Genomic DNA, 18,290 nt, shown 5'->3' with positions numbered 1-18,290 from the left:
GTCATCGATATGAAAGAACAATTTTCTCGATTGTTCGGGTTGTCCGAGCAACGTACGGGGCAAGAAGAAGTGCGTCAAATCCCAATTGGTGACATCGATACGAGTCCATTTCAACCTCGTACGGTGTTCGATGATGAGCGAATCGACGAACTGTGTCAGACGATTAAGACACATGGCGTTATTCAGCCTATTGTTGTTCGTGTCCGCAATAATCGATATGAGATCATAGCAGGGGAGAGACGTTGGCGCGCCGTCACAAAGCTGGGCCATGATACAATTCCGGCTATTGTCCGTGAGTTCAATGATTCTCAGACTGCTTCTATTGCGCTTATTGAAAATTTGCAGCGTGAAGGTTTAACGGCTGTAGAGGAAGCGGTTGCTTATCAGAAGCTAATCGAGCTTCATCAGTTGACGCAAGAAAGCTTAGCACAACGTCTTGGCAAGAGCCAATCTACAATTGCCAATAAACTTCGGTTGCTCATGTTACCGGAGACGATTAAGATTGCTCTAATGGAAAGAAAAATTACAGAACGGCATGCTAGAGCGTTATTATCTTTAGATACGGAAGAGCTTCAGCTCAAAGTTCTGGAAGAGATATTAACCAAGGAACTTAACGTGAAGCAAACAGAAGTGCGAATTGCCTTCTTGAAGGAATCTGCCAAGTCAAAGAAAACAAAACGCATCTCTTTCACAAAGGATGTGCGTCTTGCACTGAATACGATTAGACAATCGATTGAGATGGTATCGGGTTCTGGTCTGCAGATTAAGACTAACGAGAAGGATCACGAAGATCATTACGAGATTGTCATTCAAATTCCGAAGAGATAAGCTTTTTTTCATATTTATTCTACATTCAGACGACTATTAGCCGCCTTCTATGAGGGCGGCGATGCCATTTGTACAAAAGTTTCACTCATGAGGTGAGTTAGAAGTGTCCAAAATTATTGCAATTGCAAATCAGAAGGGCGGTGTCGGTAAGACGACAACGTCTGTTAACTTAGCGGCCTGTCTTGCCTCGTTGGGCAAACGGGTATTGTTGGTGGATATTGATCCTCAAGGCAATACAACGAGCGGACTAGGCATTAATAAAGCGGATGTACCGAATTGTATCTATGATATTCTGATCAATGATGTTCATCCGAAGGATGCTATGGTAGAAACTAGCGTGCCGGGACTCACCGTCATACCTGCTACGATTCAGCTTGCCGGCGCGGAGATTGAATTGGTTCCGACTATATCTAGGGAGTTACGGTTGAAAAAGTCGCTTCACTTGGTGAAGCATGAATTCGACTATGTCTTGATCGATTGTCCGCCGTCCCTGGGAATCCTAACGATCAATTCATTAACTGCAGCAGATTCTGTATTAATTCCGATTCAGTGTGAATATTACGCTCTTGAGGGCTTAAGCCAATTGTTGAATACGGTGCGACTTGTCCAGAAGCATTTGAACACAACTTTGCAAATTGAAGGTGTTCTTCTGACGATGCTTGATGCCAGAACAAACCTTGGCATTCAGGTGATAGAAGAGGTTAAAAAGTATTTCCAACAGAAGGTGTACCAGACGATCATCCCTCGCAATGTACGGTTGAGTGAGGCGCCATCTCATGGACAAGCTATCATCACATACGATCCGAAGTCAAAAGGTGCAGAAGTTTATCTTGAACTTGCGAAGGAAGTGATCATGTATGAGCAAGCGGCTAGGTAGAGGGCTTGATGCATTAATCCCATCGCTATCCGTGAATGATGATGATAAAGTCATTGAGGTTCCCCTTAATCAGTTGCGAGCGAATCCGTATCAGCCTCGTAAAACCTTTGATGAGGATTCGATCAAGGAACTAGCGGAATCAATCAAACAACATGGTGTAATTCAACCGATTATCGTCCGTACGGTGCTGAAGGGTTACGAAATAATCGCAGGTGAGCGGAGATTCCGTGCTTCGCAGTATTGCGGGAACACCACCATTCCGGCTGTAGTACGTACATTCTCTGATCAACAAGTGATGGAGATCGCATTGATCGAGAATTTGCAACGCGAAGATCTTAATGCACTGGAAGTAGCGGTTGCTTATCAAGCCTTGATGGATAAATTCAATCTCACACAAGAAGAGCTTAGCTTGAAGGTAGGGAAGTCTCGTTCTCACATTGCCAATTTCGTTCGGCTGTTGTCGCTTCCTGCTGAGATTAAAGAATATGTTTCACGTGGAACAATTTCGATGGGGCATGCGAGAGCATTGGCCGGGATTAAAGAACAACCCATTCAAAAGGATTTGGCCGAATCGACTGTCAGTTCCGGATGGAGTGTCCGTGAACTAGAGGATGCCATTCAAAAACTGGATACGAAACAATCGCCTCAGCAAAAAGCACAAAAGCAGAAGAAAAGAGATCCATATATTGAATCGCTTGAGGAGAACTTGCGTGAGCAGTTCAAAACAACGGTTAAGATCAAGCAACAAAGAGATAAAGGCAAGATTGAAATTCAGTATTACAACAAGCAAGATCTAGAGCGATTGCTTGAGCTTCTGCAACGCATGGCCTAATTAAATACCCGTTCAACTGAATGAAGGGAACAATGGCATATCCAAGTTGTAATCTTTCGATTGAAGGATTAAACTAAGATATGCCATTGTTATTTCAAGGGATAAGGAGCGATCGGATGAATACAGAAGGACAACCATTCATCTATCTGGACCATGCGGCTACGTCTTGGCCAAAGCCGCCTGAAGTCACGGATGCGGTCGTACAGGCGACGCTCCATGATGCGGCGAATCCTGGCAGAGGCAGCCATGCCATGGCTGTGCGTGCGAGCCGGATATTGTTTGAGACAAGGAAGCAATTAGGTAAGTTATTTCATATTAAAAATCCGAATGATATCGCATTTACATCAAATACGACGATGTCACTTAATATGGCCATCAAAGGCTGGTTAAAGCCAGGCGATCATGTTATTGCGACGACGGTTGAACATAATTCTGTACGAAGGCCCCTGTACTATTTGGAGCAGACGATAGGGATTGAAGTTAGTTACATCGAGTCAGACTTGACGGGCAAACTAAAGGTAGAGACTGTGGAGGCTGCTATACGGTCGAACACGACTCTCATTATAGTGAATCATAGTTCTAATCTACTCGGAACGATAATGCCGGTTGCTGATATCGGCGAAATCGCACGAAAGCACGGAGTTAAGCTGCTGGTCGATGCGGCACAGAGCGCAGGGATATTGCCTATTGATGTAGAAGCGATGGGCATCGATATGCTGGCCTTCCCGGGACATAAAGGCTTGCTCGGACCACAGGGCACCGGAGGGCTGTATATAGCTCCGAATATAGAGATTGAGCCGCTGCTGCATGGGGGAACAGGGAGTCAATCGGAAGCTTTGCATCAGCCGCATGTGCGTCCAGATCGCTATGAAGCAGGTACCCAGAATACGCCGGGCTTAGCGGGTCTTCAGATGGGCGTCAGACATGTTCTGGAGGAAACAGTCGCAAGTATTCACGAGAGAGAGTGGGGGCTGTCACAGAGGCTTCTGGAAGGCCTCAGCAGACTGAATGCAGTCCGGTTGATGGGGCCAGGTGTTGGAGAAGAAAGAACAGGCATTGTAGCATTCAATGTTGAGGGGATTGACCCATCCGAATTATCGTTTATATTGGACCAGCACTATAACATCGCGGTAAGAGCCGGCTTCCATTGTACACCGATGGCTCATGCAACAGCAGGCACATCCGACACTGGAGCGATTAGGGCAAGCGTAGGGGTTTATACAACAACGGACGAAGTGGATACGTTCTTGCACTCGATTAAGGAAATTACAGAGCAATATGGGATATAGGGGATGGGATGAATCATGGATGAGTGGTACTTGGATCCGATATTTATCATTACAGCAGCGCTGACGCTTATCGTACTATTGTTATTCATCAGAGTATTGGCGCTCGGGTCAAGGCTAAAAAAGCTTCGGAAGCAATACTTGGCTGTGATGGAGGATACGGGAGTAACGAATATTGAAGAGGTTGTTGTCAGTCTGAAAGATCAACTGAACGAGCAGCGTCAATACATCGACCAACTGCAAAGCGAGCTGAAAAACGTACAAACCGTACTGCCTCAGATGAAAACAAAATTGGGCATTCATCGGTACAATGCATTTTCCGATGGAGGCAGTGATTTGAGCTTTTCCATTGCGATTGTGAATGAAGAGAAGGATGGAGCAGTATTCTCTGGGTTGCATAGTCGCGACAGCACGTATGTGTATGCGAAGCCGGTAGAGCAGGGCGAATCAAAATATCCGCTTACGCCGGAAGAACGCAAGGCGATTCAGGAAGCGAAGTAAACCAGATCAACAAGTTGCTTATGTTAAATCAGCTGCGGCAGTCTGGTCGCGTACAGAAGACGAGATATGAAGATGATTGGCAATCGCGGTGAAAAGACTGGTAGCAATGATATCGGACATTCTCATCACTAAGTAAAGTCTAGTATTCTGTAGGACGAAGTATTCCATAAACCCGCCTACATTCACAATACCGGTCACGTGAATATCACCGACAGGAGGAAGGTCTTTGTTGACGCCAGCTCCTGGACGAACAGGGCCTTCGCCGATTTGAATGCAGCCGACGCTTGCTACTTGACCCAGGCATGCATCGATGCCAATAATGAAAGGCTTATCGAACTTACGATTGATCTCGATGAGTGTATCCTCTAGATTCATAGCATGTACAGGATCTTCTAGCGTGCCAAATAGATGAAAGTTGGGGCTGCGGTACTTCAACAAAGAGGTGCCAATCAGAGGTCCCAGCGCGTCTCCTGTAGAACGGTCTGTGCCAATACAGACAATGACGATTGGACGATTGGAGGGGAGACCTTCCAGGAAGCCTGAAAGACGGTTTACCAGCATACCAACGATATTTGCGGTCGTATAGGGCACCTTAAAAGGGGTATCCTTCATAAATGGTAGTTTCATAGAATCCCTCCCATAAACGCTTATATGATACTAGTATATGGATAGGACAACCATTTTATACGTCGCGAGATCATGGAATTAAGAATGAAGAAGGGGGAGGGGCCATATGCTGATCGCATTTGATTCTACGCAGCAAGCGCTTCGCGCTGAGATGCTGCTTGAATATGCGGAAGTCGAGATCGATATATGTCCGACACCGAAGGAGATAACGGCCGGTTGTGCGTTGTCGATCCACTTCCCTGAAGAGGATCTAAGCAGGGTGAAAGAGGTTATTGAAAGCGAGCATGTTGAAATTAGGGGCATCTTCAAACCGATTGAAGCAGGTTATGAGCAACTAGAGCTATAAGCAGGTTATCCGTCCATTGCGGATGTATGGAGATGATGAATAATGAATAACTGGTATAAGAGCTTGATGGATACGCTCACTAACAGCAATACGTGGGAGGATCTCGGAATAACCGCCATACGTATTGTGTTAATAGTCGTGATTAGCAAGCTCATTATGTGGGTCTTACATAAATCGCTGGATCGTATTGTGCTGGAGCGTGCCAGCAAGCATCCACCAAGCCAGGCGCGTCGTATGACGACGGTAGGCAAGCTCGTTAAAAACGTGGTTACGTATATCATGTATTTTATCTTATTTATGCTGCTGCTATCGGAAGTAGGCATTAACCTGGGGCCGTTGCTGGCAGGTGCAGGTGTAGTGGGCATTGCCATCGGTTTTGGCGCACAGAGTCTGGTGAAGGATATATTGACGGGGTTCTTTATCATTCTAGAGGATCAATTTGCGGTGGGTGATGTCATTCAGACAGGAACGTTCAAGGGCACGGTGGAGGTGATCGGCTTGCGGACGACAAAGATCTTGAGCTGGACCGGCGAAGTGCATATGATCCCGAACGGTATGATCAATGAAGTGACGAATTTCTCCGTCAATAATACGCTTGCTGTAGTCGATGTGCTGGTTGCCTATGAAGCGCATGTGGATAGAGCGCTAAGCATCATATCCGAGACAATGAACCAGCTAAAGCATGAGAACCTGGTGAAGAGACCAGAAGTGCTGGGCGTACAGCTGATGTCAGCTACATCGGTTACGATCCGGGTGACGGGAGAATGCAAGCCGAATACGCATCATATGGTTGCACGGGTGATGAATAAGGAGATCAAGGATGCGCTGGATCGCAACGGCATAGAAGTACCGTATCCGCGCATGGTCACTTATCAGCGTACTTATGAGGAGGGGTAAGGATGGAACGGAAGCATTTCGAGCTTGGCGATATCGTTCAGATGAAGAAGCAGCATCCTTGCGGTACGAATGAGATGGAGATCATCCGCATGGGCATGGATATCCGCATCAAGTGCGTAGGATGCAAGCATAGCGTCCTCATACCGAGAATGAAGTTCGAGAAAAATATGAAAAAAGTGCTTCGCTCAAAGGCTAGTGAAGAGGGACAAAGCGAGCAATAGCGAGTGACTGTTCCACGTGAAATATCTGTTTCATTCATGGAAAAAAGGTGCTTGCGGAGAGACACGTTGTGTGATATATTATTTATTACATGCGGAGAGGTACCCAAGAGGCCCAAGGGGGCTGACTCGAAATCAGCTAGGCGTGTCAAAGCGTGCGTGGGTTCGAATCCCACCTTCTCCGCCATTATATTTTAAACGAACAGCGATCTCATCGGAGGTCGCTTTTTTTGTTGATTTTTTGGAGGAAGAAGGAGTTGGAGGAGGGCAAGGAGAATCATTAGTTTGTACAGTTATTGAACTCGTGAAGGGATTGGGAAAAATGAAACATATGGTCAAAATACTGCTGTCTATTAGTCTGCTAATCACCATGATATTTCCTGCAGCAGTAACAGCGTCTGCTAATCAAATTGGTGCAGAATGGATCATCCAACCACAGTATGATGATATTACAACCTTCAAGGATGGAGTTGCATTTGTAGAGGTTGACGGCAAATGGGGACTGATTGATCGGAAGGGAACATATTTGGTCAAACCGCAATATGAGAACAGCTCACTTAGCTTTAACGAAGGACTTGCAGATGTCTATAAAAACGGCAAGTGGGGATATATCGATCTGAGCGGAAAAGAGGTCATTAAGCTGCAGTTCCCAGAGCAGCCAGGTGACTTTGTAGAGGGGCTTGCAGCCGTTTCTGATGGCGACTACTGGGGCTTTATTAATAAAGAAGGCAAGACAGTCATCGACTTTCAATATGTAGATGTATCCAACTTTTATAAGGGGTATGCACTGGCGCTGACAGAGAATAAAGGCATTGTATTTATAGATAAAAACGGCAAGGTAACAGCAGAGACCTATATGGATTACGTAGATCCGCTATTATACACTGATCCCTATATCTACTCTGATTATGTATGGCTGATGGACGAGAGTGGGAAGTGGGCTTTTTACTCGTATGACGGTAAGGTAATCATTAAGCCAACCTATGAGACACCACTGCCGTTCCAGTGGCGTGATTATATGATTGATCAAATTAACATGTTCAGCGACGGCAAAGCTATTGTCATAAACGACAAGTACGAGCGCTTTTTGCTTGATGAGAAGGGCAAGGAAATGCCTGTTATGTCGAAGTATGATGGTTCGCCATCATTGGTGGTCGGGTCATACAAGGAAGGTATGATCGCGGCTAGCTTGTTAAATGAAAATAAGTCACCGACATGGGGTTTCTTGGATCAAACGGGTAAAGAAGTGGTAAGCCTAACCTCTTACTCAGAGATTCAAGACTTTCAGGAAGGGTTGGCTGCTGTTGGGAACAAAGATGGGGCATGGGGTTATATCAATAAGAAGGGACAGACGGTAGTCCCGCATAGTTATGATTACGCGCTTCCTTTCGAAAACGGACTTGCATGGGTAATGAAGAAGGGGAAGTGGGGAATGATCGATCCGAAAGGCAAGGTTATCGTTCCCATTAAGTATGAAGCGCTTGATGAACAGTGGCAGCAGATGGGCGAATTCCAGGATGGGTATCTGCTTGTATTTAACGGGAAGACCTATAACTTCGTAAATGCTAAAGGACAAGAAGTGTATAAGAATGGTTTTGAGAATGCATGGCACTTCGGAGAAGGATTGGGAGCAATCAAGGTCAAAGGCAAGTGGGGTTATATCGGCAAACCCAAAACCGCAGAAACAGCCAAGCCTACATCAGCCAAGGTTGTGGTAGATGGGAAGGAAGTCGCCTTTGAAGCGTACTCTATTAATGGAAACAATTACTTCAAACTGCGTGACCTTGGTATGGCGCTTGGCGGAACGAGCAAGCGGTTCGAAGTAACGTATGATTCGAAGACAGACTCCATACAGTTGGAAGCGGGCAAGAGCTATACACCGGTTGGGGGCGAACTTGCCGCAACAGGCAAGAGTGGGCATGTCGACGCATGGGCGACCATGTCCAACGTTTATTTGAATGGAAGCCAAGTGGAGCTGACGGCTTATAAAATTAATGGCAATAACTACTTTAAGCTCAGAGATATCGGCCAAGCTTTTAACTTTGCGGTTACCTATGACGGGGACAAAAAAATGATTGTCATGGATACGAAACACGACTATAGCAACGAGTAATCGTAAAGAAAGAGGGCTCATCATGAGCTCTCTTTTTTGTTAGCGGTCCTAGTCCAAGCCATTGCACTCAAATCGCTTTAATTAAAATCGTTCATCACGACTTTTCCTCACCTTTCATTTATGGATAGACGGTTTCCGGCCAGCACTAGGCTCCGAAACGCTTGATTTATGGTTTACAAAAGGAGGGAGGGCGATTCTTTTGGAGTCTAATTGGAAATTATGCAAATTTTATCTCACAGTAGCTTACTAAACCCCAGACTACACATAAGGTACCACACAACAGCAAGAAAAGAGGACCCTTGCGGGTCCTCTTCCTGACGGTGAGCTGGATTGGTTACGAGTATCAATTCACACTTATTAGCTTGAAACGTTGGAGATCAACATTCCTCATCGGAGTTAATCAGCAAACGCTTCATGAATCCTTATGAGCACATATAATCAAGCTGCGCTTATGCGGTCGCTTGGTTATAGGCTCGAAATGTGTGTGTTACAGACCGTAGTCTTTAGCACAACCCCTCGCTTCTATGCTGAAGTGGATGAAAAGAAATACGCTTGAGTACCTTGTACCGAATGGTCCAATGGAACCACACCTCTCTTCCACCGTCGAATCTTAGAATGCCCGTTTACGAAACATTCATACATGATGGCTTAAAAATTATTTCGGCATTCGTATCCACTTGCGCTCATGGTTCGTATTTTCGGGAAACTGTTCGCCTTTGTTCAGTGTCACTTTCTTAGGGTTCTCAATGCCCATGTGGAAGGAGTTGACGCCCGCCTCGATGTACGTACCGTTATTCGGAGCCCGATCGCCGTGGTTAAACATTGTAAATTCACCCATTGCCAGCACCTCCAGATTAAATGTAAGACAAGCTGATAAACAGGAATACAGCATCGTCCATCATTTAGTATGGACTCAATCGCGACAAGCCATGTCTGACAGAAATCGGATGATAGCAAACCTTGTCATTGTGGCAAGGATTTGATATAGTATAGAGATGCGAGCCTAGTGCTCGTTCCTTGCTCCGTGTAGCGGGGCCGTTAGTCCAAAAGGAGGTGAAACAATATGCGCAAATATGAAGTGATGTACATCATTCGTCCAGACGTAGAGCAAGAAAACGTTCAAGCTCTCGTTGATAAGTTCAATGGCATCATCTCCAACGGTGGAGAGGTTACGAAAACAGACGTAATCGGCAAACGCCGTCTTGCGTATGAGATCAACAAGCTTCGTGATGGTTACTTTGTTCTGGTACACTTCAACGCAACAACTGAAGTTGTCAATGAGCTTGACCGTATCATGAAGATTTCGGATGAAGTTATCCGTACGTTGATCGTCAGAGACGTAGCTTAGTTCCACAGGATTTTGTTCGATGGGGAGGTCATGACATGTTGAACCGTGTAATATTGATTGGCAGATTGACGAGAGACCCTGAGCTCCGTTACACGCCAGCCGGAGTAGCAGTGACGCAATTCACGCTAGCTGTAGACCGACCGTTCACGTCGGGTCAAGGAGAGCGCGAGGCGGATTTCATTCCGGTCGTGACGTGGCGCCAGCTTGCGGAGACCTGTGCCAATTACTTGCGTAAAGGCCGTTTGACGGCTGTAGAGGGACGCATTCAAGTGCGGAACTACGAGAACAATGAGGGCAAGCGTGTGTATGTAACGGAGGTTATTGCAGACAATGTCCGGTTCTTGGAGTCGAGCCGTGAAGGTGGAGCTCCACGTGAGGAAAGCGGAGGCGGGTACAGCGGCGGTGGCAATACGGGCGGCCAAAGTGGAGGCGGCAATAGCAACTCTTCTTATAGCGGTGGGAATAGCGGCAACCGTTCGAATCAATCACGGAACGACAATGATCCGTTTAAGGATGACGGACGCCCAATTGACATTTCCGAAGATGATTTGCCATTTTAAATTATCAACGATAAGGAGGATGCATCATGGGTTTTAAGCAAAGAGAAGGCGGCGACGAGCGTCCAGAACGCAAATTCGGCGGCCGTAAAGGCGGACGTAACAAGCGTCGTAAAGTTTGTTACTTCACTGTAAACAAAATTTCTCACATTGACTATAAAGACACTGATTTGCTCAAGAAGTTTATTAGCGAGCGCGGCAAAATTTTGCCACGTCGTGTAACAGGCACAAGCGCGAAATACCAACGTTTGCTGACTGTTGCAATTAAACGTTCCCGTCAAATCGCATTGCTGCCATACACGACTGAATAGTCTGTATTCAGCATGAAGGAAGAGCCCTCCTCGAAGGGCTCTTTTTTATTTTTCATTAGTAAAAGTAATTTCTAATGATTTAAGAAATAAGAGCAGTTAGGGATGATGAAACATGCAGAAAGGCCAGCAGCGATAACCGCTGCTGGCCTTCTTTTTAGGAGAGCTGACCATTATCCAATGAGGATATGATCTTCCGGATAGCCGATCTTGGAGGTTTGTTTCTTCTGGGACAGGGCAAAGGCGAGCGTAAGCGGACCCAGTCGTCCGATGAACATGGTGATCGCCACAATGATTTTTCCAGTCGAAGACAGGTCGCCGGTCAGCCCCATGGAGAGCCCGGTCGTACTGAAGGCTGAAGTCGCCTCGAAAAGCACCTCCAGGAAGTGATCCTCCAGCATATCCTCCGTAATCGTCAGGAGAAGCGTGACAAACAAGACGCAGGTGAGCGAGCTGATGACGACAGCCAGTGCTCGCATGACGGTATCCTGTGATATTTTACGCTCGAACGCATGAATTTGTCCGCCCCCACGGAATGTATTGAAGGTAGCAAGCAGCAGGACCACTACGGTATTAATCTTAATACCCCCGCCCGTACCGCCAGAAGCAGCTCCAATGAACATAAGGATGATGAGCAGAAACTGTGAGACGGCCAGCATGCTTCCAATATCGACCGTATTGAATCCGGCGCTCCTTGGTGTGAAGCTCTGAAAGATGGATGCCATCACCCGCTCGCCAAACGACAAGTGCCCATAGGTTACGCTGTTCCAGCTTTCCAATAGGAACAGAAGCAGGAAGCCTGTTACCGACAAGATGGCTGTAGCCACAATCACTATTTTGGAATGAAGGGACAGCTTGCGCCAGGAACGCTTGCGGACGATATCGACGATGACGATATAGCCAAGACCACCGACAACGAACAAGGTAATGATAATGAAGTTGACGATGGGATCGCCTACATGCTGGCTAAGTCCATCCGACCATAATGCAAACCCTGCGTTGTTAAATGCGGAAATGGAGTGAAACAAAGCGTAATATGCTGCACGGCTGAGCCCCATCTCGCTCTCCCAGCGTAGCGTCAAAAGAATCGTCGCGATGGATTCGAACAAGAACACGATAAGCACCATGTATAAAGACAGCTTCACTAGCCCTTGGGCAGAAGTGGATTGAGTAGAATGTTGAATGATTAGCCTCTGCTTTAATCCGATTTTTTTGCCGAGCAGAATAGCGACCATGACACCTAAGGTCATAAAGCCGATACCGCCGATCTGGATCAGAATCATAATGATAATCTGTCCGGCTATGGAGAAAGCGGAGCCAGTATCCAGCACGACCAGTCCATTAACACAGACGGCGGATACAGCTGTGAATAGGGCGTTAAGGAAACCGACGGATTCCCCGTTGCTGGAGGAGAAGGGCATGCTGAGAAGCGCTGCGCCGACACAGATTAAGCAGAAGAATACGGCTGTAATCAGCTGAGGCGGACTGATGTTGTTTTTCAAGCGAGTGATGGATCTCTCGACAAAGCTCAGTTCATTGCGCCTTTTTCTAAGGGCGTCCATAATCGCTCTCCAAATCTCTTATATCATCATAGCTTCCTATAATGAGAAGAATATCTCCGGTATGAATAGCATCCTCGGCATTAGGCGATACATTGATGCTTTGGCCAGTCTTGATAGCCATAATGGTACAGCCATACTTCGCCCGAATGTTCAGATCCTTTAGAGAAAGACCGTTCATGGCAGGAGGAGCAAGGATCTCAGCGAGATTATATTCGGGCGACAACTCGATATAATCGATGAGGTTATCGGAGCTAAGCTGATTGCCCAGCCGAATACCCATATCTCGCTCAGGATAGATCACATTATCCGCACCGATTTTAGTCAGGACGTTGCCGTGCATCTCATTGCGTGCCTTGGCGGTTACCTTTGGAACCTTCATATCCTTCAGCAGCAGCGTAGTCAGAATGCTCGCCTGCAGATCGTCGCCAATTGCGACAATGGCATGTGAGAAGTTGCTAGCGCCTAGCTCGCGAAGCACGGACTCATCCGTACAATCCGCCTGAAGCGCATGTGTCGCAATGGATGCCATCTCCTGGACAAGCTGTTCATTCTTATCGACTGCGAGCACCTCATGTCCGTTCTCAATCAGCGTGCGAGTAAGGCTGGAGCCAAAACGGCCTAAGCCAATGACCATAAATTGTTTCTTCATCATGAATCACATCCTGGCAATAGTGGGTTCAAGCTGGCAGCGTCCTACCGATCATTAGCTTGATGTGTAACATGATAGGAGACAACATTCCTTTTGTCAAAGGCTATTTCGGACTATGGACGAACGGCCCTCTTCACGATCCGAACATATTCTCTAGGAGAATAAGGAGTGTAGGCGGCGCGGCCTTGTCCAGGCTCGAATTGATCATACATTTGGTAAGAACCTTCAGGTATCGGGGGATGCATAAAATGGTGGCTGCGTTCTTCCTGCACGTGTTGGTGAGTAAACGCGCTTATCCCGATAAGAGTCAGGGACAGGAGGGCGCATATAGTTATTTTGGTCTTCAGCATAGGAATTCACTCCTTTATTAATGAGTAATCCCTTCTGCTTCCTTTTTCATTCCATTTCCTACATCATTTCTTTTGACAACATTTATGATGAAGGCTATAATTAGCTTACATTTTGTACGTGTTCTCTCATATGATTCAAGAGGTGGAGCCTGCCAACAGCGGGCTCTTTTTGCGTTTTTTTAAGGATACATAAACCTATTAGAGCTTGTTCTGGCGGTATAGGCTTGGTATGTCATAGAGTAGGCAATACTGTTGTTGAATGATGAAAAACGAATAGGAGGTTGCATCTTGGTTATTCTTCATCTCGCTATTATCTTGCCTTTTATATTCGCTCTTCTCGCGCCGTTGCTGAATAGGCTGCTGCCGCGCGTTCATACGGGATGGCTGATGCTTCCGGTGCCGGTTGTGCTGTTCGCCTATATGCTCAGTCTTATTCCGGTCATCCGCGAGCAAGGCGATCTGGAGGGGACCATTCCTTGGATCCCATCGCTAGGCGTGGATTTTCATGTCTATGCGGACGGTTTATCTCTATTGTTCGCCCTGCTTATTACGGGGATCGGCTCATTGGTATTGCTGTATTCCATCTTCTATCTGGATAAGAACAAAGAAAAGCTAGTTCACTTCTATGTTTATCTAATGTTGTTTATGGGCGCTATGTTTGGTCTTGTGATGTCCGATAATCTGATGGTGCTGTACAGCTTCTGGGAGCTGACGAGCATCTCTTCATTCCTTCTCATTGCGTTCTGGCACAAGCGGGAGAAGTCCAGATATGGCGCTTTGAAGTCGATGGTCATTACGGTATTCGGCGGACTTGCGATGTTCGCTGGCTTCTTGCTTCTCTATGTGATGACAGGCACGTTCAGCATCCGGGAGATCATGGGCGATGCTTCGGCAATCGCTAATCACGCCTTGTTCATCCCAGCCATGCTGCTTATCCTGCTGGGCGCTTTTACAAAGTCAGCTCAATTCCCATTCCACATCTGGCTGCCGGATGCAATGGAGGCGCCAACGCCAGTCAGTGCGTATCTTCATTCTGCAACGATGGTGAAAGCTGGCATCTATCTCGTAGCGCGAATGAGCCCGATCTTCGCGGGCGAGGCGTTATGGCTATGGCTTGTATCCGGCCTTGGACTTTTGACGTTAGTTTATGGCTCGTACCGGGCTTTGAAGCAAGTCGATCTGAAGTCGATGCTGGCCTTCTCCACGATTAGCCAATTAGGGCTCATTATGAGTCTGTTCGGTCTCGGCTCGGCAGCTGCATTATATACAGGCACAGCGCAAGCAGAGTTCTATAGCAAAGCTACAATGGCGGCTGTATTCCATCTGCTGAATCACGCGATCTTCAAAGGTGCGCTATTTATGGTGGTCGGCATCGTTGACCATGAGACAGGCACCCGCGATATTCGCAAGCTTGGCGGACTCATGTCGGTCATGCCGATTACGTTCACGATTGCCATGATTGGTTCGTTCTCTATGGCGGGTATCCCGCCGTTCAATGGTTTCCTTAGCAAGGAAATGTTTTTCACCGCTATGCTTAATATTCGTACCATGGAGTTATTCGGTATGGAGGCATGGGGAACGCTCTTTCCGGTCATCGCGTGGGTTGCCAGCATCTTCACGTTCGTCTACAGCATGCTGCTCGTCTTCCGTACGTTCGGGGGCAAGGCACAGTTCGACAAACTGGAGAAGAAGCCGCATGAAGCGCCACTCGGTATGCTGATATCGCCGGTTGTGCTTGCAACGCTTGTGATCGTGTTCGGATTGTTCCCGAATTTGGCGTCCTACTCACTAATCGAGCCTGCGATGGCAGCCGTTCATCCTGGACTGCTGAGCCCTGGTGAACAGTTTATGGTATCCATTAGCCTATGGCATGGATTAACGATAGAGCTGTTCATGACGATAGGTGTAGCAACTGTGGGTATCCTGCTATTCCTGATGCATAAACGGACAGCCGTTCTGAATCAGCCGTTATTCGCTAAGGCAATCCTGAATCGCAGCTACGATGGAGGGATGCGTATGATGGAGCGTCTGTCTGGCGCGATTACGAGAGTCTATATGACGGGATCGATCCGGCATTACTTGATCTATATCTTTGTCTTTCTCATTCTGGCTATTGGCATGACGTTGTTCTCCGAGGATGCTTTGAAGGTGGATACAACGGGTTTTGCTGATATGACGTTCTACGAGGCGGCGATCCTGATTGCACTTGTTCTATCTTCAGTCTCTGTATTGTTCGTTACTTCGCGTCTGACTGCTATTATATTGACGGGGGCAGTCGGCTACCTGGTCGCATTGTTCTTCGTAATCTTCCGCGCACCGGACTTGGCTCTGACCCAGTTAAGCGTCGAGACGGTATCGGTTGCCTTGTTCCTGCTGTGCTTCTACCATCTTCCTAAGCTGAAGAAGGAGCTTGTGTCGCTGCGCTTCAAGCTCGGAAACTTTATTATTGCGCTTGGAGTAGGCACGATAATGACACTGGTTGCCCTGAGTGCGAGCGGGACCAGACCATTCCAGTCGATATCTCATTATTTCCTGGAAAATAGTTATAAGCTGGCCGGCGGCAAAAATGTCGTCAATGTCATTCTCGTCGACTTCCGCGGCTTCGATACGATGTTCGAAATTGTGGTGCTCGGCATTGCATCATTCGGCATCTATTCCATGATCAGGCTGAAACTGAAGGAGGACGGGGCAGAGGGCGGCTCATTGAAGCCGGGAACGGCTCTTCCGCTGAATGGGCACAAGAGTAATGATGTTATCTTTAAGACAATAGCGAAGCTGGCGATTGTCATCATCCTTGGCTTTTCCTTGTACATGTTCTACATGGGGCACAACCATCCGGGCGGCGGATTTATTGGGGCGTTGATGGCTTCATCAGCGTTGCTGCTGCTCGGCATGTCATTCGGCATGAAGACGGTCGATCGGATTATGCCTATTTCATTCCAGAAGTTGACCGCGTTTGGCATACTGATTGCGCTGTTGACGGGAGTGGGCTCCTTCTTCTTCGACGCGCCTTTCCTGAGCCATGCCTTCGGCTACTTCCATATACCGCTCCTTGGCGAGCTGGAGCTGGCAACGGCAACCTTGTTTGATCTCGGCGTCTATCTGACGGTCATTGGCGTTGCGATGACAATCATCTTTACTATCGGGAGGGATCAATAGATGGAACTGTATATGTCCTTGGCAATTGGCGTGTTGTTCACTGTAGGCGTCTATTTGATTCTGTCCAAAAGCCTGCTGCGTATCATTCTAGGCACGTCCTTCATTACGCATGGCGTTCATCTGTTGCTGCTGACCATGTCGCGCCTGAAGACGGGCGCTGCTCCACTGCTCGGCGAGCAGGCCGAATCCTATGTCGACCCACTGCCGCAGGCGCTAATTCTAACTTCTATCGTCATTAGCTTCGGGGTGACGTCGTTTTTCATCGTCCTGGCTTACAAGGCGTACCAAAAGCTCGGCACAGACGATATGGAGCAGCTAAGGGGGGAGCAGAATGAATAATACGTTAGTGCTCCCGCTTATCATTCCGTTGCTAACTGCGGTGATTCTCGTCTTCTTGCAAGGTCGCATTCATCTCCAGCGATGGATAAGCGGAGCTAGCGGCCTGGCGAATATTGCAGCAGCAGCGTATATCCTATATCAGGTGAAAACAGATGGTATTCAAACGCTGTATATGAGCGGATGGGCTCCGCCTTATGGCATTGTTTTTGTAGCTGACATGCTGGCTGCGTTGCTTGTTCTAACGACTGCGCTTATCGGGACGTGCTGTATCGTTTACTCTTTCCGCAGCATTGGGGAGGAGCGGGAGAAGCATTACTATTATCCATTGCTTCAGTTCTTGCTTGTTGGAGTCATGGGGTCGTTCCTGACAGGAGATATCTTCAACCTGTTCGTATGCTTCGAAGTCATGCTGATCTCTTCCTATGCGCTTATCGTCCATGGAGGGACGAAGCTTCAATTAAGAGAGTCGCTCAAATATATACTCATTAACATCCTATCCTCGGCGCTGTTCGTTGCCGCTGTCGCTTATTTGTATGGGGTGACCGGGGCTCTTAACATGGCCGATCTCTCGGTACGAGTGGCTGAGGCGGGACAAGGGGGCATCTTGAACGTCATTGCGATGCTGTTCATGATCGTCTTTGCGCTGAAGGCGGGATTATTCCTATTCTTCTGGCTGCCGGGCGCGTATAGCGCACCGCCTACTGCTATTCGCACCATTTTCGCAGCGCTCCTGACGAAGGTTGGATTATATGCCTTGCTGCGCACCTTCACGCTGATCTTCTATCATGATCACTCCGCGACGCATAGCTGGCTCGGATGGATGGCCGGGGCGACGATGGTATTGGGTGCAATCGGTGCATTGGCTTACAAGGATGTCCCGCGCATTCTGAATTACAATGTTGTCATAAGCGTCGGTTTTATCGTATTCGGGCTAGTGTCTGCGAATAAAGATGCGTTGGATGGGGCGGTCTTCTATCTGCTGCATGATATGATCGGGAAAGCTCTGCTCTTCCTGTTAGGAGGTATGATCATCGCTGTCGCTGGCACAAAGAAGCTGTCCCAGATGGGCGGCTTGATTAGAAGCCACCCTTATCTGGGCTGGATGTTTTTCGTCACAGTTCTGGCGATTGCCGGCATCCCGCCGTTTAGCGGCTTTGCGGGCAAGCTGATGATTATACGAGGCGGTTTCGCAGCTGAGAACTATCTGCTTGCCACACTGTCCGTTGCTTCTAGCTTAGTCGTGTTGTACTCCTTGATTCGTATCTTTATGGCTGCGTTTTGGGGAGAGGAGTCTGAGCGTGCAGGGGGAGTAATGGAGGAGAGGAAGTCGGATTACCGGTTCAAGCTGTTGTGCGGAGCGGGGCTTCTCGTCTTGGTGATTGCTATGGGGATCGGGGCTGAATGGGTGTACGGTTTTGTATCGGAAGCGGGTCAGACCTTGATTCAGCCAGCGATCTATATTGACGCGGTGTTAAAGGAGTAGATGAGATGAT

19 protein-coding genes and 1 tRNA gene are annotated in these 18,290 nt (G+C 47.6%); 16 read left to right on the top strand and 4 right to left on the bottom strand.

From position 1 onward, the window contains the following. Positions 1-9 precede the first annotated feature (9 nt). From noc to DX130_RS20235, 5 genes are all read left to right on the top strand, one after another. Positions 10-828: a nucleoid occlusion protein gene (gene noc, locus DX130_RS20255; protein ID WP_116048453.1), complete on the top strand. Its 819-nt coding sequence runs from the start codon at positions 10-12 to the stop codon at positions 826-828. A 103-nt stretch (positions 829-931) separates the two neighbouring features. Then, positions 932-1,705 carry a ParA family protein gene (locus DX130_RS20250; RefSeq protein WP_116048451.1) on the top strand — a complete coding sequence of 258 codons (774 nt, stop codon included), beginning with the start codon at positions 932-934 and terminating at the stop codon, positions 1,703-1,705. Then, positions 1,686-2,537 carry a ParB/RepB/Spo0J family partition protein gene (locus tag DX130_RS20245; RefSeq protein WP_116048449.1) on the top strand — a complete coding sequence of 284 codons (852 nt, stop codon included), beginning with the start codon at positions 1,686-1,688 and terminating at the stop codon, positions 2,535-2,537. The genes DX130_RS20250 and DX130_RS20245 overlap by 20 nt, the downstream gene beginning before the upstream one ends. A gap of 116 nt (positions 2,538-2,653) precedes the next feature. Further along, on the top strand, positions 2,654-3,826 hold the full coding sequence (locus DX130_RS20240; protein ID WP_116048447.1) for an aminotransferase class V-fold PLP-dependent enzyme: 1,173 nt from the start codon (positions 2,654-2,656) through the stop codon (positions 3,824-3,826). Between the two features lie 15 nt (positions 3,827-3,841). Further along, complete coding sequence (locus DX130_RS20235; RefSeq protein ID WP_116048445.1) at positions 3,842-4,324, top strand: DUF4446 family protein; 483 nt, start codon at positions 3,842-3,844, stop codon at positions 4,322-4,324. An 18-nt stretch (positions 4,325-4,342) separates the two neighbouring features. On the opposite strand, the gene yyaC is transcribed toward DX130_RS20235, so the two are convergent. Then, a complete protein-coding gene (gene yyaC, locus DX130_RS20230; protein WP_116048443.1) occupies positions 4,343-4,951 on the bottom strand; it encodes a spore protease YyaC in 609 nt (202 codons plus the stop codon). A 106-nt stretch (positions 4,952-5,057) separates the two neighbouring features. Here yyaC and DX130_RS20225 point away from each other — a divergent pair, with 106 nt between their 5' ends. The 5 genes from DX130_RS20225 (at position 5,058) to DX130_RS20205 (ending at position 8,525) form a co-directional block, all read left to right on the top strand. Beyond that, positions 5,058-5,297, top strand: a complete 240-nt coding sequence (locus DX130_RS20225) for a putative Se/S carrier protein (protein ID WP_116048441.1) — start codon at positions 5,058-5,060, stop codon at positions 5,295-5,297. Positions 5,298-5,339: 42 nt separating this feature from the next. Beyond that, entirely contained in the window at positions 5,340-6,194 is an 855-nt protein-coding gene (locus tag DX130_RS20220; protein WP_116048440.1) for a mechanosensitive ion channel family protein, read from the top strand. A gap of 2 nt (positions 6,195-6,196) precedes the next feature. Next, a complete protein-coding gene (locus DX130_RS20215; protein ID WP_116048438.1) occupies positions 6,197-6,415 on the top strand; it encodes a DUF951 domain-containing protein in 219 nt (72 codons plus the stop codon). A gap of 93 nt (positions 6,416-6,508) precedes the next feature. Beyond that, positions 6,509-6,599: transfer RNA gene (locus tag DX130_RS20210), tRNA-Ser, on the top strand. 135 nt (positions 6,600-6,734) lie between these two features. Then, entirely contained in the window at positions 6,735-8,525 is a 1,791-nt protein-coding gene (locus tag DX130_RS20205; protein ID WP_116048436.1) for a WG repeat-containing protein, read from the top strand. 655 nt (positions 8,526-9,180) lie between these two features. On the opposite strand, the gene DX130_RS20200 is transcribed toward DX130_RS20205, so the two are convergent. Continuing rightward, positions 9,181-9,363, bottom strand: a complete 183-nt coding sequence (locus DX130_RS20200) for a YjzC family protein (protein ID WP_116048434.1) — start codon at positions 9,361-9,363, stop codon at positions 9,181-9,183. A gap of 225 nt (positions 9,364-9,588) precedes the next feature. Between DX130_RS20200 and rpsF the strand changes: the two genes are divergently transcribed. From rpsF to rpsR, 3 genes are read left to right on the top strand one after another with little or no spacing between them, the layout of a single operon-like run. Then, positions 9,589-9,873 (top strand): 30S ribosomal protein S6, encoded by a 285-nt coding sequence (gene rpsF / locus DX130_RS20195; RefSeq protein ID WP_116048432.1) that lies wholly within the window; start codon positions 9,589-9,591, stop codon positions 9,871-9,873. A 35-nt stretch (positions 9,874-9,908) separates the two neighbouring features. After that, positions 9,909-10,433 (top strand): single-stranded DNA-binding protein, encoded by a 525-nt coding sequence (gene ssb, locus DX130_RS20190; RefSeq protein WP_116048425.1) that lies wholly within the window; start codon positions 9,909-9,911, stop codon positions 10,431-10,433. Between the two features lie 26 nt (positions 10,434-10,459). Beyond that, on the top strand, positions 10,460-10,741 hold the full coding sequence (gene rpsR / locus DX130_RS20185) for a 30S ribosomal protein S18 (protein WP_116048423.1): 282 nt from the start codon (positions 10,460-10,462) through the stop codon (positions 10,739-10,741). Positions 10,742-10,911: 170 nt separating this feature from the next. On the opposite strand, the gene DX130_RS20180 is transcribed toward rpsR, so the two are convergent. Both DX130_RS20180 and DX130_RS20175 read right to left on the bottom strand, forming a co-directional pair. Continuing rightward, positions 10,912-12,300, bottom strand: a complete 1,389-nt coding sequence (locus DX130_RS20180) for a TrkH family potassium uptake protein (RefSeq protein WP_116048421.1) — start codon at positions 12,298-12,300, stop codon at positions 10,912-10,914. After that, positions 12,287-12,952: a potassium channel family protein gene (locus DX130_RS20175; protein WP_116048419.1), complete on the bottom strand. Its 666-nt coding sequence runs from the start codon at positions 12,950-12,952 to the stop codon at positions 12,287-12,289. The genes DX130_RS20180 and DX130_RS20175 overlap by 14 nt, the downstream gene beginning before the upstream one ends. Before the next feature lie 635 nt (positions 12,953-13,587). On the opposite strand from DX130_RS20175, the gene DX130_RS20165 reads away from it, so the two are divergent. From DX130_RS20165 to DX130_RS20155, 3 genes are read left to right on the top strand one after another with little or no spacing between them, the layout of a single operon-like run. Beyond that, entirely contained in the window at positions 13,588-16,458 is a 2,871-nt protein-coding gene (locus tag DX130_RS20165) for a Na+/H+ antiporter subunit A (RefSeq protein WP_116048415.1), read from the top strand. Next, positions 16,459-16,797 carry a Na(+)/H(+) antiporter subunit C gene (locus DX130_RS20160; RefSeq protein WP_116048413.1) on the top strand — a complete coding sequence of 113 codons (339 nt, stop codon included), beginning with the start codon at positions 16,459-16,461 and terminating at the stop codon, positions 16,795-16,797. Then, positions 16,790-18,280, top strand: a complete 1,491-nt coding sequence (locus tag DX130_RS20155) for a Na+/H+ antiporter subunit D (protein ID WP_116048411.1) — start codon at positions 16,790-16,792, stop codon at positions 18,278-18,280. Before DX130_RS20160 ends, DX130_RS20155 begins: the two co-directional genes overlap by 8 nt. Positions 18,281-18,290: the final 10 nt, after the last annotated feature.

The organism is Paenibacillus paeoniae (assembly GCF_003388735.1).
Taxonomy (GTDB): domain Bacteria; phylum Bacillota; class Bacilli; order Paenibacillales; family Paenibacillaceae; genus Pristimantibacillus; species Pristimantibacillus paeoniae.
This window is presented reverse-complemented; position numbering and strand designations above follow the sequence as displayed.